At 70.8% G+C, this 13939-nt stretch carries 12 protein-coding genes and 1 pseudogene; 6 read left to right on the forward strand and 7 right to left on the reverse strand.

The window, feature by feature from the left end; translation table 11 throughout:
* A pseudogene (locus ACZ3UD_RS36775) lies at nucleotides 1-116 on the reverse strand (acyl-CoA dehydrogenase); the annotation flags it as partial.
* Between the two features lie 198 nt (nucleotides 117-314).
* Here ACZ3UD_RS36775 and ACZ3UD_RS36780 point away from each other — a divergent pair.
* Both ACZ3UD_RS36780 and ACZ3UD_RS36785 read left to right on the forward strand, forming a co-directional pair.
* Nucleotides 315-1652, forward strand: a complete 1338-nt coding sequence (locus tag ACZ3UD_RS36780) for a UDP-glucose dehydrogenase family protein (RefSeq protein WP_465598184.1) — start codon at nucleotides 315-317, stop codon at nucleotides 1650-1652.
* Nucleotides 1653-1698: 46 nt separating this feature from the next.
* The gene (locus ACZ3UD_RS36785; RefSeq protein ID WP_465598187.1) at nucleotides 1699-2112 is read left to right on the forward strand and encodes a CoA-binding protein; all 414 of its coding nucleotides are present in this window, start codon (nucleotides 1699-1701) and stop codon (nucleotides 2110-2112) included.
* Nucleotides 2113-2115: 3 nt separating this feature from the next.
* On the opposite strand, the gene ACZ3UD_RS36790 is transcribed toward ACZ3UD_RS36785, so the two are convergent.
* Genes ACZ3UD_RS36790 through ACZ3UD_RS36800 form a run of 3 tightly spaced genes read right to left on the reverse strand, consistent with a single transcriptional unit; the run spans nucleotide 2116 to nucleotide 5011 of the window.
* Nucleotides 2116-3321 (reverse strand): dipeptidase, encoded by a 1206-nt coding sequence (locus ACZ3UD_RS36790; protein ID WP_465598190.1) that lies wholly within the window; start codon nucleotides 3319-3321, stop codon nucleotides 2116-2118.
* 32 nt (nucleotides 3322-3353) lie between these two features.
* The gene (purE, locus tag ACZ3UD_RS36795) at nucleotides 3354-3875 is read right to left on the reverse strand and encodes a 5-(carboxyamino)imidazole ribonucleotide mutase (protein ID WP_380610597.1); all 522 of its coding nucleotides are present in this window, start codon (nucleotides 3873-3875) and stop codon (nucleotides 3354-3356) included.
* Nucleotides 3872-5011: a 5-(carboxyamino)imidazole ribonucleotide synthase gene (locus ACZ3UD_RS36800; RefSeq protein WP_465598193.1), complete on the reverse strand. Its 1140-nt coding sequence runs from the start codon at nucleotides 5009-5011 to the stop codon at nucleotides 3872-3874. The genes purE and ACZ3UD_RS36800 overlap by 4 nt, the downstream gene beginning before the upstream one ends.
* A gap of 290 nt (nucleotides 5012-5301) precedes the next feature.
* On the opposite strand from ACZ3UD_RS36800, the gene ACZ3UD_RS36805 reads away from it, so the two are divergent.
* A complete protein-coding gene (locus ACZ3UD_RS36805) occupies nucleotides 5302-5814 on the forward strand; it encodes a GtrA family protein (RefSeq protein WP_465598196.1) in 513 nt (170 codons plus the stop codon).
* A 48-nt stretch (nucleotides 5815-5862) separates the two neighbouring features.
* Here the strand turns inward: ACZ3UD_RS36805 and ACZ3UD_RS36810 are convergent, their stop codons facing one another.
* The gene (locus ACZ3UD_RS36810) at nucleotides 5863-7110 is read right to left on the reverse strand and encodes an ATP-binding protein (protein WP_465598199.1); all 1248 of its coding nucleotides are present in this window, start codon (nucleotides 7108-7110) and stop codon (nucleotides 5863-5865) included.
* A gap of 63 nt (nucleotides 7111-7173) precedes the next feature.
* Complete coding sequence (locus tag ACZ3UD_RS36815; protein ID WP_030290974.1) at nucleotides 7174-7848, reverse strand: response regulator transcription factor; 675 nt, start codon at nucleotides 7846-7848, stop codon at nucleotides 7174-7176.
* 330 nt (nucleotides 7849-8178) lie between these two features.
* On the opposite strand from ACZ3UD_RS36815, the gene ACZ3UD_RS36820 reads away from it, so the two are divergent.
* The 3 genes from ACZ3UD_RS36820 to ACZ3UD_RS36830 all read left to right on the forward strand — a co-directional run bounded on the left by ACZ3UD_RS36820 (nucleotide 8179) and on the right by ACZ3UD_RS36830 (nucleotide 12442).
* Complete coding sequence (locus tag ACZ3UD_RS36820; protein WP_465598202.1) at nucleotides 8179-9687, forward strand: peptide MFS transporter; 1509 nt, start codon at nucleotides 8179-8181, stop codon at nucleotides 9685-9687.
* 95 nt (nucleotides 9688-9782) lie between these two features.
* Nucleotides 9783-11810 (forward strand): S9 family peptidase, encoded by a 2028-nt coding sequence (locus ACZ3UD_RS36825; protein ID WP_465598205.1) that lies wholly within the window; start codon nucleotides 9783-9785, stop codon nucleotides 11808-11810.
* 359 nt (nucleotides 11811-12169) lie between these two features.
* Nucleotides 12170-12442 carry a hypothetical protein gene (locus ACZ3UD_RS36830; protein ID WP_400283341.1) on the forward strand — a complete coding sequence of 91 codons (273 nt, stop codon included), beginning with the start codon at nucleotides 12170-12172 and terminating at the stop codon, nucleotides 12440-12442.
* Nucleotides 12443-12561: 119 nt separating this feature from the next.
* On the opposite strand, the gene ACZ3UD_RS36835 is transcribed toward ACZ3UD_RS36830, so the two are convergent.
* Nucleotides 12562-13848, reverse strand: coding sequence for a L,D-transpeptidase (locus tag ACZ3UD_RS36835; protein ID WP_465598209.1), 1287 nt, complete (start codon nucleotides 13846-13848; stop codon nucleotides 12562-12564).
* Between the last annotated feature and the right edge of the window lie 91 nt (nucleotides 13849-13939).

Genomic DNA, 13939 nt, shown 5'->3' on the forward strand with positions numbered 1-13939 from the left:
ACCTCCGCCGCGAACGGCGCGATCTTCGCCTCGGCCAGCGAACGCACCGCCTCGCGAAGCATCTCGTGCTCCTCGGAGATACGGAAGAGATCGAAGTCAGCCGCGCTGCCCGCCATGATGCCTGCCTCGTGGTCCAGTGACCGAAGTCTGATCGACGTCGAATCCGGGGTTAACTACCGTTCAGTAGAGATCCTAGGGCTCCGACCTGCGGCTGCCTAGCGACCTCCGGACGCGGGCGATCCCTGCGTGACCGGGCCAGGCGGATAGCATCGGGGGCACCTCTACTGGTCGGAACCGCAACTCAAGGGGAACCCGTGACCCTCCGCATCTCCGTGATCGGCACCGGCTACCTCGGCGCCACGCATGCCGCCGCGATGGCCGAGTTCGGCTTCGAGGTGCTGGGTCTGGACATCGATCCCGACAAGATCGCCACCCTCACCGCAGGCCGCGTCCCGATGTACGAGCCGGGGCTGTCCGAGCTGCTGCTCAAGCACGTCGCCGGGCACGAGGGCTCCACCGGGCGGCTGCGCTTCACCACCTCCGCCAAGGAGGCCGCCGAGTTCGGCGACGTGCACTTCATCTGCGTCAACACCCCGCAGCGCAAGGGCGAGTTCGCCGCCGACATGTCGTACGTGGACACCGCGATCGACGACCTGGCGCCGCACCTGACCCGCCCGGCCCTGGTGGTCGGCAAGTCCACCGTCCCGGTCGGCTCGGCGGCCCGGCTGGCCGAGCGGCTGGTCGCGCTCGCGCCGGTCGGCGAGGGCGCCGAACTCGCCTGGAACCCGGAGTTCCTGCGCGAGGGCTTCGCCGTCCAGGACACCCTGCGGCCGGACCGGATCGTGGTCGGCGCCCAGAGCGAGCGGGCCGAGCGGCTGCTGCGCGAGGTGTACGCCGAGCCGATCTCGGCCGGGGTGCCGTTCCTGGTCACCGACTTCGCGACCGCCGAACTGGTCAAGGCCGCCGCCAACTCCTTCCTGGCCACCAAGATCTCCTTCATCAACGCGATGGCCGAGGTCTGCGAGGCGGCCGGCGCGGACGTCACCCAGCTCAGCAAGGCGCTCTCCTACGACGAGCGGATCGGCGGCAAGTTCCTCAACTCCGGCCTCGGCTTCGGCGGCGGCTGCCTGCCCAAGGACATCCGGGCGTTCATGGCCCGGGCCGGCGAGCTCGGCGCCGACCAGGCGCTGACCTTCCTGCGCGAGGTCGACTCGATCAACATGCGGCGCCGCTCCCGGATGGTCGAGCTGGCCCGCGAGCAGTGCGGCGGCGGCTTCCTGGGCCGCCGGGTCGCCGTCCTCGGCGCCGCCTTCAAGCCCAACTCGGACGACATCCGGGACTCCCCCGCCCTCAACGTGGCCGCCCAGATCCAGCTCCAGGGCGCCCAGGTCACCGTCTACGACCCGAAGGCCGTGGACAACGCCCGCAAGATGTTCCCCTCCCTCGCCTACGCCGGCTCCGCCCTGGAAGCCGCCGAGGGCGCCCACGTCGTCCTCCACCTCACCGAGTGGGCCGAGTTCCGCGAGCTGGACCCGGCCGAACTCGGCGCCGTCGTCGCCGAACGCCGCCTCCTCGACGGCCGCAACGTCCTCGACGCCGAAGCCTGGCGCGCCGCCGGCTGGACCTACCGCGCCCTCGGCCGCCCGAGCTGACGCCCGACCGGGGAATGCCCTTCGGCGGACCGCCGTTGGCACCGGCATGACGAGCTACGGCGACGATGCGACGGTCCGCGGGATCCTCACCGGGGCGGGTGACACCTGGGCGGTGGTGGGGCTGTCCAACAACACCGCGCGGGCCGCGTACGGGGTGGCGCGGGTGTTGCAGCGGTACGGCAAGCGGATCGTGCCGGTGCATCCGAAGGCGGAGACGGTGCTCGGCGAGCCCGGGTACGCCTCGCTCGCCGAGATCCCGTTCGAGGTCGACGTGGTGGACGTGTTCGTGAACAGCGCGCTGGCCGGAGAGGTGGCCGACCAGGCGGTGGCGGCCGGGGCGAAGGCGGTCTGGTTCCAGCTGGGTGTGGTCGACGAGGCCGCGTACGGGCGGGTGCGGGCCGCGGGGGTCCCGATGGTCATGGACAGGTGCCCGGCCATCGAGATCCCGCGGCTGGGCTGAGCGTCAGCCGTCCAGCTGGGCGATGGTCGCGATGGACGGGCGGCGGCTCGACCGCAGGGTCGCGGCGACCGACTCGGCGTCGCGCAGGACGCGGACGGCGTTGTGCCAGGTGAGCTTGGCCAGGTCCGCCTCCGACCAGTTGCGGCCGAGGAGTTCGGCGACCAGGTTGGGGTAGCCGGCCACCGAGTCGAGTCCGTCGGGCAGGAAGGCGGTGCCGTCGAAGTCGCCGCCGATGCCGATGTGGTCGATGCCGGCCACCTCGCGCATGTGGTCGAGGTGGTCGGCGACGGTGGCCGGGGTGGCGATCGGGCGCGGGTTGGCGGCCTCGAAGGCGCGCTGGCGCTCCATGGCCGGCGGGGTGGTGTCCAGCGGGTGGAAACCGTGGGCGCGCATGTTCTCGTCGGCGGCCAGGGTCCACTCGATGGCGGCGGGCAGGATGAACTTCGGGACGAAGGTCGCCATCGCCACCCCGCCGTTGGCGGGCAGCTGGGCGAGCACGTCGTCCGGGATGTTGCGCGGGTGGTCGCAGACCGTGCGGGACGAGGAGTGCGAGAAGACCACGGGCGCCTCGGTGACCCGCAGGGCGTCCCGCATGGTGTCGGCGGAGACGTGCGAGAGGTCGACCAGCATGCCGAGCCGGTTCATCTCCCGGACGACCTCCTCGCCGAAGCGGGTCAGCCCGCCGGCCACCGGCTTGTCGGTCGCGGAGTCGGCCCACGGCACGTTGTCGTTGTGAGTGAGCGTCAGGTATCGCACGCCGAGCTCGTACAGGGCTCGCAGGGTGGCCAGCGAGCAGTCGATGGAGTGGCCGCCTTCGGCGCCCATCAGCGAGGCGATCCGGCCCTCGGCGCGGGCGGCCTCCATGTCCGCGGCGGTGCGGGCGAGCCGCAGCCGGTCCGGGTAGCGCTCGACCAGGGCGTGGACGAAGTCGACCTGCTCCAGGGTGGCGCTGACCGCGTGGTCGCCGGCCAGCGAGGCGGGCACGAAGACGGACCAGAACTGCGCGCCGACCCCGCCCTCCGCGAGGCGGGCGAGGTCGGTGTGCAGGCGGTCGCTCTGGTCGGCGGCGAGGTCGAGCGCGCCGAGGTCGTACCCGGCCTGCTCGCGCATCGCCCAGGGGAGGTCGTTGTGACCGTCCACCACGGGGGCGGTGCGGAGCAGGGCCCGGGCGCGGTCCAGCGGGGTGGGGGAGTCCGTCTGAGAAGTCATACGGGCTGTTCTACCCCACCCCACCAGCGGTCTTACTTGCCGAAGCCGAAGGAGGTGGAACCGGCCACCTTGGCCCGGAGCTTCTTGCCCTTCTCGGTGGCCTGGCTGTTCAGCTCGGCCTGGAAGTCGGTCATCTTCTCGGCGAGTTCGGTGTCGAAGGCGGCGAGCATCCGGACCGCGAGCAGACCCGCGTTGCGCGCTCCGGCCACCGAGACGGTCGCCACCGGCACGCCGGCCGGCATCTGGACGATGGACAGCAGGCTGTCCATGCCGTCCAGGTAGCGCAGCGGCACCGGCACGCCGATGACCGGCAGCGGGGTGACGGAGGCCAGCATGCCGGGCAGGTGGGCCGCGCCGCCGGCGCCGGCGATGATCGCCTTCAGACCGCGCCGGTGGGCGTTCTCGCCGTACGCGACCATCTCGCGGGGCATCCGGTGGGCGGAGACGACGTCCACCTCGTAGGGGATCTCGAACTCGTCCAGGGCCTGGGCGGCGGCCTCCATGACCGGCCAGTCGGAGTCGGAGCCCATCACGATGCCAACGACAGGGGTCATTCGGTGATCGTTCCTCGCAGGTAGGCGGCCGCATGGCGGGCGCGCTCGCGGACGTCGTCGAGGTCGTCCCCGAAGACGTTGACGTGGCCGACCTTGCGGCCGGGCTTCACGTCCTTCCCGTACATGTGGATCCGCAGCCCGGGGTCGCGGGCCATGCAGTGCAGGAAGGCGTGGTACATGTCCGGGTAGTCGCCGCCGAGGACGTTGACCATGACGGTCCACTTGGCGCGCGGCCGGGGGTCGCCGAGCGGGAGGTCGAGGACGGCCCTCAGGTGGTTCTCGAACTGCGAGGTGACCGCGCCGTCCTGGGTCCAGTGCCCGGAGTTGTGCGGGCGCATGGCCAGCTCGTTGACCAGGATGCGGCCGTCCCGGGTCTGGAACAGCTCGACGGCGAGGTGACCGACGATGCCGAGGTCGCCGGCGATCCGCAGGGCGAGCTGCTGGGCCTCGTCGGAGAGGGCGGGGTCGAGGTCCGGCGCGGGGGCGGTGACCTCGGCGCAGACGCCGTTCTCCTGGACGCTCTCGACGACCGGGTAGGCGACGGCCTGGCCGCTGGGCGAGCGGACCACGTTGGCGGCCAGCTCGCGGACGAAGTCGACCTTCTCCTCGGCCAGCACCGGGACGCCGGCCAGGAACGGGGCCTGCGCCTCGCTCTCGTCCTCCACGACCCAGACGCCCTTGCCGTCGTAGCCGCCGCGGACGGTCTTCAGCACGACCGGGTAGCCGGCGCCCTCGTCGGCGAAGGCGGTGACGTCGGCCGGGTCGGCGACGATCCGGTGCCGGGGGCAGGGCACGTCGATGGAGTCGAGCTTGGCCCGCATCACGCCCTTGTCCTGGGCGTTGACCAGCGCGTCCGGGCCGGGGCGGACGGCGATGCCGTCGGCCTCCAGGGCCCGCAGGTGCTCGGTGGGGACGTGCTCGTGGTCGAAGGTGATGACGTCACACCCGGCCGCGAAGCGGCGCAGGGTATCGAGGTCGCGGTAGTCGCCGAGGACGACCTCGGAGACCACCTGCGCGGCGGAGTCCTGCGGCGTGTCGGCGAGGAGCTTGAACCTCACCCCGAGCGGGATACCCGCCTGGTGTGCCATGCGGGCCAGCTGCCCGCCGCCGATCATGCCAACCACTGGAAAATTCATATTGCCCGGGGAAGTCACCCGGCCAGGATATCCGGGCCGGTGGGGGGTGGTGGAGCCGCGGGCGGGCCGTGAGTAGTGGACGCGCGTAGATGTCAACCCCCGTCCCTGAGGGCTGAGCCGTTCGATGGAAGCGGGTAGCCTGGACGGCTAGGTCCTCGTCCACGCAGTCGGATCATGTGCGTGCACGCAGGACACAAGGGTGGCCGCGTCCCAGGTCGGCCGCCCTTTCGTCCGCAGGCACATGGAGGCAGCCCGGTATGGCGACGACCGCAGCTTCGAAACCCCCGCTCATGCAGAAGATGCGTGGGCTCACGGGCGAAGTCGTGAAGTTCGGCATCGTCGGCCTGAGCGGCGTGGTGGTCAACTTCGCCGTGTTCTGGGTCTGCATCAACGGCCTGGGCCTGGCCTCACTGCGGTCCAACATCGCCGCGACCGTGATCGCGATCGCCACCAACTACCTCGGGTACCGCTACTGGCTGTACCGGGACCGGGACGCCGCCTCGCGCAAGCGGGAGATCACGCTGTTCCTGGTGTACAGCGGCATCGGCATGCTGATCGAGACCGGCGTGCTCGCCTTCACGGTGTACGTGCTGCACCTGGACTCGCACTACGAGCAGCTCGGCGCCAAGGTGATCGGCCTCGGCGTGGCCACCGTGTTCCGCTTCTTCTCGTACCGCACCTGGGTGTTCAAGGCGGAGCCCGAGCCCGAGCAGGCCGTCGACGCCGCCAGCGGCCAGGAGCTGGCCGCCCAGGCCGAGCTGATGCTGGCCGCCGAGCAGATCCGCTACGCCCCGGCCGAGTAGCTCACGCCACCCGGAAGGCCGCCTACGGCCCGAACGGTTTGAAGACCCTCAGTCCTCGTGGCTGCGGCCGAGGAAGAGCGCGAACACCGCCGGCTTCAGCGAGAGGAGCTCCAGCCGGCCGCCGTCCGCCTCCGCAAGGTCGCGGGCGACGGCCAGACCGATGCCGGTGGAGTTGCGGCCGCTGACCGCGCGCTCGAACACCCGGTTGCCGAGGTCGGCCGGCACTCCGGCGCCCTGGTCCTGCACCTCGACCACCACCGAGGTGCCGGAGGGCCGGACCCGCAGGGTGATCGTCCCGGCGCCGTGCATCAGCGAGTTCTCGATCAGGGTGGCCAGCACCTGGGCGACCGTCCCCGGGGTGCCGACCGCGGTGACCCCGTGCAAGCCCTCCAGGGACAGCACCCGGCCCTGCTCGCGCAGCGTCGGGCCCCACTCCTCCACCTGCTGCTTGATCACCTCGTCCAGGTCGAAGGCGACCGCGGTGGGGCTGCGCGGGTCGCGCTGGGTGGTGAGCAGCCGCTGGACCACGTCGGTGAGCCGCTCGACCTGCTGGAGGGCGATGGTCGCCTCCTCCTTGACGGTCTCCGGCTCCTCGGCGAGGGCGTTGATCTCCTCCAGCCGCATGGAGAGCGCGGTGAGCGGGGTGCGCAGCTGGTGCGAGGCATCGGCGGCGAGCCGGCGCTCGGCGGTGAGCATCCGGGCGATCCGCTCGGCGCTGGTGTCCAGCACCTCGGCGATCCGGTCCAGCTCGGGCACCCCGTACCGGCGGTCGCGCGGGCGCGGGTCGCCGGAGCCGAGCCGTTCGGCGGTCTCGGCGAGGTCGGTGAGCGGCCGGGCGAGCCGCTTGGCCTGCCAGACGGCGAGGGCCACGGCCGCCTGGACGGCCAACAGGGCGACCACGCCGAGCAGCAGGAGGTTGTTGGCGATCTCGTGGTCGACGTCCTCGCGGGACTGCTCGACGGTGACGATCTCGCCGCTGTTGCCGCGTTCGACGGCCTTCAGCAGGTGGTTCCCGGCCGGGCGGTCGCCGGCCGAGACCACCGGTTGGCCGGGGACCTGCACCTCGACGTAGCTGCCCTCGGTGACCTGGCTCTCGAAGACGCGCCCCTCCTTGACCGACTCACCCATGGCGAGCCGGCTCTCCACCAGGGCGAGCACCCGGACGGCGGCCGCGTCCACCCGGTCCTGGGCCGAGTTGACGATGGTGCGCTTCTCGACCAGGGCGAGCGGCACGCAGAACACCACGACCACCACCAGGACGACGACAAGCAGCGAGTTGATCATCCGGCGTTTCACGCTGCTGCTCCCCGAGGTGTTCCGCTTCATCGGCCGGCGCCCGGCCACGATCTCCGTACGGGGCTAATTCTTCTCGAACCGGAACCCCACGCCGCGCACGGTGGCGATGTAGCGCGGGTTCGCCGCGTCGTCGCCGAGCTTCTTGCGGAGCCAGGAGATGTGCATGTCCAGGGTCTTGGTCGAGGTCCACCAGGTGGTGTCCCAGACCTGCCGCATGATCTCCTCGCGGGTGACCACCCGGCCGGCGTCGCGCACCAGGACGCGCAGCAGCTCGAACTCCTTGGCGGAGAGGGTCAGCTCCTCCTCGCCGAGCCAGGCGCGGTGGGACTCGATGTCGATCTTCACCCCGTGCGCACCGGTGGTGAGCTGGTCGACGTTGCCGCGCCGGAGCAGCGCCCGGACGCGGGCGAGCAGTTCGGCCAGGCGGAAGGGCTTGGTGACGTAGTCGTCGGCACCGGCGTCCAGGCCGACCACGGTGTCCACCTCGTCGGCGCGGGCGGTGAGCACGAGCACGGGACAGCTCTTGCCGTCGGCGCGCAGGCGTCGGCAGACCTCAAGGCCGTCCATCTCGGGCAGGCCGAGGTCCAGGACGACGAGGTCGACCTCCTCGGTGAGGCCGGCGGCCAGGGCGGTCGGACCGTCCTCGCGGACGAGCACCTCATAGCCCTCACGTCGCAGGGCCCTGGCGAGCGGTTCGGAGATCGCCGGATCGTCCTCGGCGAGCAGCACACAGGTCATGTGGTGATGGTAGTCCGCCGGGGTATGGCCGTACGCCCTGTGAGGTAGTTCACAGAGCGTGATCGTTATACAGGGGCCATTCGGGGGTCAACGCAGCGTTGCCGACCGGACGTTCGGCGAAGAATCTCCTTTTGGATCTTGAAACCGAAGGAAGACTGGCCCGCATACCATGGATCAATCGGGCAGATCTGTCGCAAGCTTTGCCATTCCCATACCTAATTCGCGACTTTTGTCATCTGATAACGCCAAATATGGCCACGTAGAGTGTTTCAAGTCCACGTCCGCCGCCACCCCCCTAAGCGGACGCTGTCAGGCAAGGAACCACTACTCATGGCGTCTACGACCCTGGACGCCGGCGTCACGTCGGCCTCTCCCAGCGGCAAGACCTTCCTCGGGCACCCCCGCGGCCTCGCCACTCTCTTCATGAGCGAGATGTGGGAGCGCTTCAGCTACTACGGCATGCGCGCCCTGCTGGTCCTCTACATGACCGCCTCCCTCGCGGACGGCGGCCTCGGCATGAAGACGGCGGTCGCCGCCGCCGTGTACAGCGTCTACACGGCCATGGTCTACCTGCTGGCCCTCCCGGGCGGCTGGATCGCGGACCGCTTCCTGGGCGCCCGCAAGACCGTCGCACTCGGCGGCTCGATCATCATGATCGGCCACTTCCTGCTGGCGGTCCCCTTCAGCGCGTCCTTCTTCGTCGGCCTCGCGTTCATCGCGGTCGGCTCGGGTCTGCTCAAGGCCAACATCTCCACGATGGTCGGCCACCTGTACGACGGCCCGAACGACCCGCGCCGTGACGGTGGCTTCACCGTCTTCTACATGGGCATCAACCTCGGCGCCTTCGCGGCCCCGCTGGTCATCGGCACCGTCGGCCAGGAGGTCAACTGGCACCTGGGCTTCGCCCTGGCCGGCGTCGGCATGGCCCTCGGCCTGCTCCAGTTCCTGCTGGGCACCCGCCACCTGAGCCCGAAGAGCAACATCGTCACCTCGCCGATCACCCCGGACGAGAAGCGGAAGATCTTCACCAAGGCCGGCATCTGGCTGGCCGTCGCGGCGGTCTTCTACGCGGTCGTCGCCGCCACCGGCCACTTCACCATCAACTGGGCGATCTGGCCGCTGTCCATCGCGGGCCTGGCGATCCCGGTCCTGGTGTTCACCAAGGTCAAGCGCGACAAGGACCTGGACGCCACCGAGCAGTCCAGGATGAGCGGCTACATCTGGTTCTTCGTCGCCGCCGCCGTGTTCTGGATGATCTACGACCAGTCCGGCTCGACGCTGAACGTCTTCGCCGACGAGCACACCGCGTCCACGCTGTTCGGGATGAACTTCCCGTCCAGCTGGTTCCAGTCGCTCAACCCGCTCTACATCATGGCGCTGGCCCCGGTCTTCGCCTGGATCTGGGTCGCCCTGGCCCGCCGGTCGAAGAACCCCAGCACCACCATGAAGTTCGCCTTCGGTCTGCTGATGATCGGCGCCTCCTTCATCGTCATGATGCTGGCGATGGCCTCCGCCTCCGGCGACACCAAGGTCACCCCGCTGTGGCTGGCCATGGTCTACCTGGTCCAGACCGTCGGTGAGCTCACCCTCTCCCCCGTCGGCCTGTCCGTCACCACCAAGCTGGCGCCGACCAAGTACGCCAGCCAGATGATGGGCGTCTGGTTCCTCGCCGTCACCGCGGGCGACTGCGTCGCCGCCATCTTCCAGCTGGTGCTGGGCGACAAGGTGGTCGGCGGAACCGCGTACTTCGCGGTCCAGGGCGTCATGGCGGTCGTCGCCGGCGTCGCGCTGGCGATGTACCGCAAGAAGGTCGTCAAGCTGATGGGCGACGTGCACTGACGTCCGCCCGGTAAGACGTCCGGCAAGGCTCCGAGGCCGCTGTGGATTCCTGAGATCCACAGCGGCCTCGGTCGTTTTCCGCCTACCGTGCCCGCATGGCCACCGACTCGCTGCCCCGCCAGCTAGCCCGCACCCGCCGGTTCACCCTGGGCGTCCCCGTCCAGCCGGAGCCCTCCGCCGACGGCACCACCGTCCTGTTCCTGCGCAGCCGGGGCGGCACCGACCCGCTCGCCTGCCTCTGGGCACTGGACACCGACAGCGGCACGGAGCGGCTGATCGCCGACCCGACCGCGCTCGGCTCCGCCACCGGCATCACCTCGTACAGCACCGACTCCGCCGGGCGGTACGCCGCCTTCGCGCTGGACGGCGTGCTGTGGCTGGCCGACACCGCCGAAGGTGGCGTGCGCCCGGTCCCCTCCGCCCGCGAGCCGCAGGAGGTGCGGCTCGACCCGACCGGCCGCCGGATCGCGTACGTCAGCGGCGGCGCCCTGCGGGTGGTCGGCGTCGACGGCACGGACGACCGGGCGCTGGCCGAGCCCGAGGCGGAGGACGTGACGTACGGCCTCGCCGAGTACGTCGCCGTCGGGGAGATGTACCGCGACCGCGGCCACTGGTGGTCCCCCGACGGCACCGCGCTGCTCGTCGCGCGGGTCGACAACCGCCCGGTCGCCCGCTTCTTCCTGGCCGACCCCACCGACCCGCAGCAGCCGCCGCGCGCCATCCGCTACCCGCTGGCCGGCACCGCCAACGCCGACGTCTCGCTCCGGCTGCTCGGTCTCGACGGCAGGCGGACCGAGGTCCGCTGGGACCGCGCCGCCTTCGAGTACCTCACCGCCGCCGGCTGGGACGGCCACGGTCCGTACGCCGCCGTGCAGAGCCGCGACCAGCGGACCATCCGCACCCTGGCGATCGATCCGGACGGCGCCACCCGGGTGCTCGCCGAGCGGACGGACCCGCACTGGATCGAACTGCTCCCCGGACTGCCGGTCCGGACGGCGGGCGGCGCGCTGATCGACACCGCCGACGACGGCGACACCCGGCACCTGACCGTCGACGGCATGCCCGTCACCCCGACCGGGCTGCAACTGCGGGCCGTCCTCGGGACGGAGGGCGAGCAGGTGCTGTTCACCGCCTCGGACGAGCCCACCGAGACCCACCTGTGGACGTACGAACCGGATGTCGGCGTAAGGAAGTTGAGCAGCGGCCCGGGGCTGCACACCGGAGTGCGCCGGGGCGGCACCCTGGTGCTCACCAGCCGGGTCACCGGCCACCCCGGCGGCCGTACCGACGTGCTGCGGGAGGGCGCGCCGACCCGGCCGCTCACCTCGTATGCCGAGCCGCCCGTCCTCGCCGGCCAACCCGAACTCCTCCGGCTCGGCCCGCGCGAGCTGCGCGCCGCGCTCCACCTGCCCACCGGGTACCACCCCGCCGACGGCCCGCTGCCCGTCCTGCTCGACCCGTACGGCGGGCCCGCCATGCAGAAGGTCACCACCGGCGGCCCCTGGCACGAGCAGGTGTCCCAGTGGTTCGCCGACCAGGGCTTCGCGGTGCTGGTGGTGGACGGCCGGGGCACCCCCGGGCGCGGCCCGCTCTGGGACAAGGCGATCTGGGGTGAGAAGGCTGGGCCCGCGCTGGAGGACCAGAGCGAGGCTCTGCACGAGGCGGCCCGGCTGCGGCCCGGACTGCTCGACCTCGACCGGGTCGCCATCCGAGGGTGGTCCTACGGCGGCTTCCTCGCCGCCCTCGCGGTGCTGCGGCGCCCGGACGTCTTCCACGCCGCCTCGGCCGGGGCCGCCCCCACCGACCACCGGCTCTACGACACCCACTGGCAGGAACGCTTCCTCGGCCACCCCGACGAGTACCCCGAACACTACGACTCCTGCGACCTGATCACCGACGCCCCGAAGCTGAGCCGCCCACTGCTGCTGATCCAGGGCCTCGCGGACGACAACGTCTTCCCCGTCCACACCCTGCGGCTCTCCCACGCCCTGCTCGCCGCCGGCCGCCCGCACGAGGTCCTGCCGCTGCGCGGCGCCGGACACCGGACGACCGACGAGGCGGTGGTGGAGCAGCTGCTGTGGCACGAACTGGGCTTCCTGCGGCGGTCCTTGGGCCTCGAATAGCGGCTCCCGGCACTCGCCACCCCTTGGGCTCTAAGGGTCTACGTGCCGAGCGGGAGGAATGCAGAACGCGGACGACGCAGGCTGGCGCAGTTGAGAAGCAGCGCAAAAGTGCCGAGCGGCACACAGGAATGCAGTCGGCGCGACTGTGACCTGGGGACCGCAGTCTTCCGTGCGGTGATTCTTGGCGCTGCTGGCGCACGGAAGACTGCAGTGCGGCGGTCTTCGCTCTGGCCTGTGCTCAGTAGCGGTTACGGAGCGTGTTCTGGGCCGGGCGCGTGACTCGGGCCGGTTCAGGGATCTTCTCCAGGAGTTCGAAGCCGGGGCCTCGCACCTTCGCAACCGCCTCCAGCTCGCTCGCGTTGACGAACGCCACGCTCTCCGGACGGGACACCGACGTGAGCGTCTTCACCGAGTACGTCGACTGGGTCGCCTCGCGGGACGCGCAGTACCGGACCGGGCTGCCGATCACGGACGCCGAGGCGGGCGACCTGGTGGCGGGACGGTTGAGCCCGCACCGGGTCGGGGCCCTCGGTCGTGGTCGCCGCTATCTGCAGAGCGACTGGCCGAGCGAGGCCGACGAGCCGTCCGTGTACTGGGACAGCGGCGTGTTCGAGGTGCGCGAAGGCTACTGATCTGGTCGACTCCGCGCGCCGGAAGTCAACAGAGCCCGTATCGCCGTCCAGCGGCAGTGCGACCGACCGACCTCCACCCGCGCCGGCAGCGCAGGACAGCTCCTCGGCAATGGCGGGTGCTACCACTTGGCCCAGGGGAGGTTCCAGCCGCCGAGGCCGTTGTCGGGGGCGACGGTCTTCTCCTTGGTGTTCACGACCGTGACGACGTCGCCGATCAGCGAGCTGTTGAAGAACGACCCCGCCGGGGAGGTGTCGCTGCCGCCCTCCACGTCCTTGAGCGAGACGCAGCCGTGGCTGGTGTTGGCCTTGCCGAACGGGTCTCCCTTGTACCAGTAGTTCCCGTGGAGGTAGGTGCCGCTCCTCGTCAGCCGCATCGAGTGCGGGGCGGCGGGGATGTCGTACTCGTTGCCCAGGCCGACGGTCTGGGAGTTCATGTGGGTGACCTTCTCCTTGGACATGATGACCATGGTTCCGCCCCAGGAGGGGTGCTGGTCGTCGCCGAGGGTGGCCGGCACGGTGGTGGACTTGCCGTCCCGCGCGATCGTGATCTGGTGCGTGGCGGCGTCCGCGGTGGTGACCTGGGAGCGGCCGATGGTGAACGGTTCGTCCTTGTCGACGTCGCCCCAGACACCGGGGGCGACTTCGACGTTCTTCAGCCGGTAGTGGATGGTGACCTTGGTGTTCGGCTTCCAGTAGTCCGCCGGGCGGAAGTCGATCCGGTCGTCGCCGAACCAGTGGCCCTTCACCTCGGTGCCGTTGTCCGTCTCGAAGGTGATGGCCTTGGCGACGGCGTCCTTGTTCACGATCTTGCCGCTGAAGTCCACCTTGACGATCATGCCCACGCCGTAGGTCTGGCCGTCGGCGATGTTGTCGTTGGTGGACACCTGCTTGCCGGGCGAGACGGTGGTGAAGGCGCTGGTGACCGCGGAGACCAGACCGTCGGCGTCCTTCGCCTGGGCGTTCACCGTGTACGCCGTGCCGGGGGCGAGCGCGGTGGCGGGCTTCCAGCCGGTGCCGTCCGGGGTGATCGAGCCCTGGACGGGCTTGCCGTCCTTGTCGGTCACGTCGACGGCGGTGAGTTTGCCGTGGGAGACGGACACCTGGAGCGCGGTCGGTGCGACTGCCTGGGCCCCGTCCTTCGGCTGCACGTCCAGCACCGCGGTCGACGTCCTCGGCGTCGCTGCGGCGGCCGCCCCGCCGGGCGCGCCGGTGGTGGCGGCGGTGGCGGCGGCGGTGGCGGCGGTGGCGGCGGTGGCGGCGGTGGCATCAGCGACCTTGTCCTGGCCGTCGCCGCAAGCCGCGGACATCAGCAGGACCCCGCCCATCGCCAGTGCCACCGCACCGCGGTGGAAACGGTCGTTGGTGCGTATCGCGGCCGTGGCCGTGGCCGTACGAACAGTGCTCACAGTTGCTCCCTCTCGGTGTTCGCCGTCAGCTTGTGTGCCGGTTCGTCCCGGCCGCAACGGTGGGCCGGCGATCAGGGATGCTGGGACACCT

It is taken from the genome of Kitasatospora sp. NPDC023118 (genome assembly GCF_055560875.1).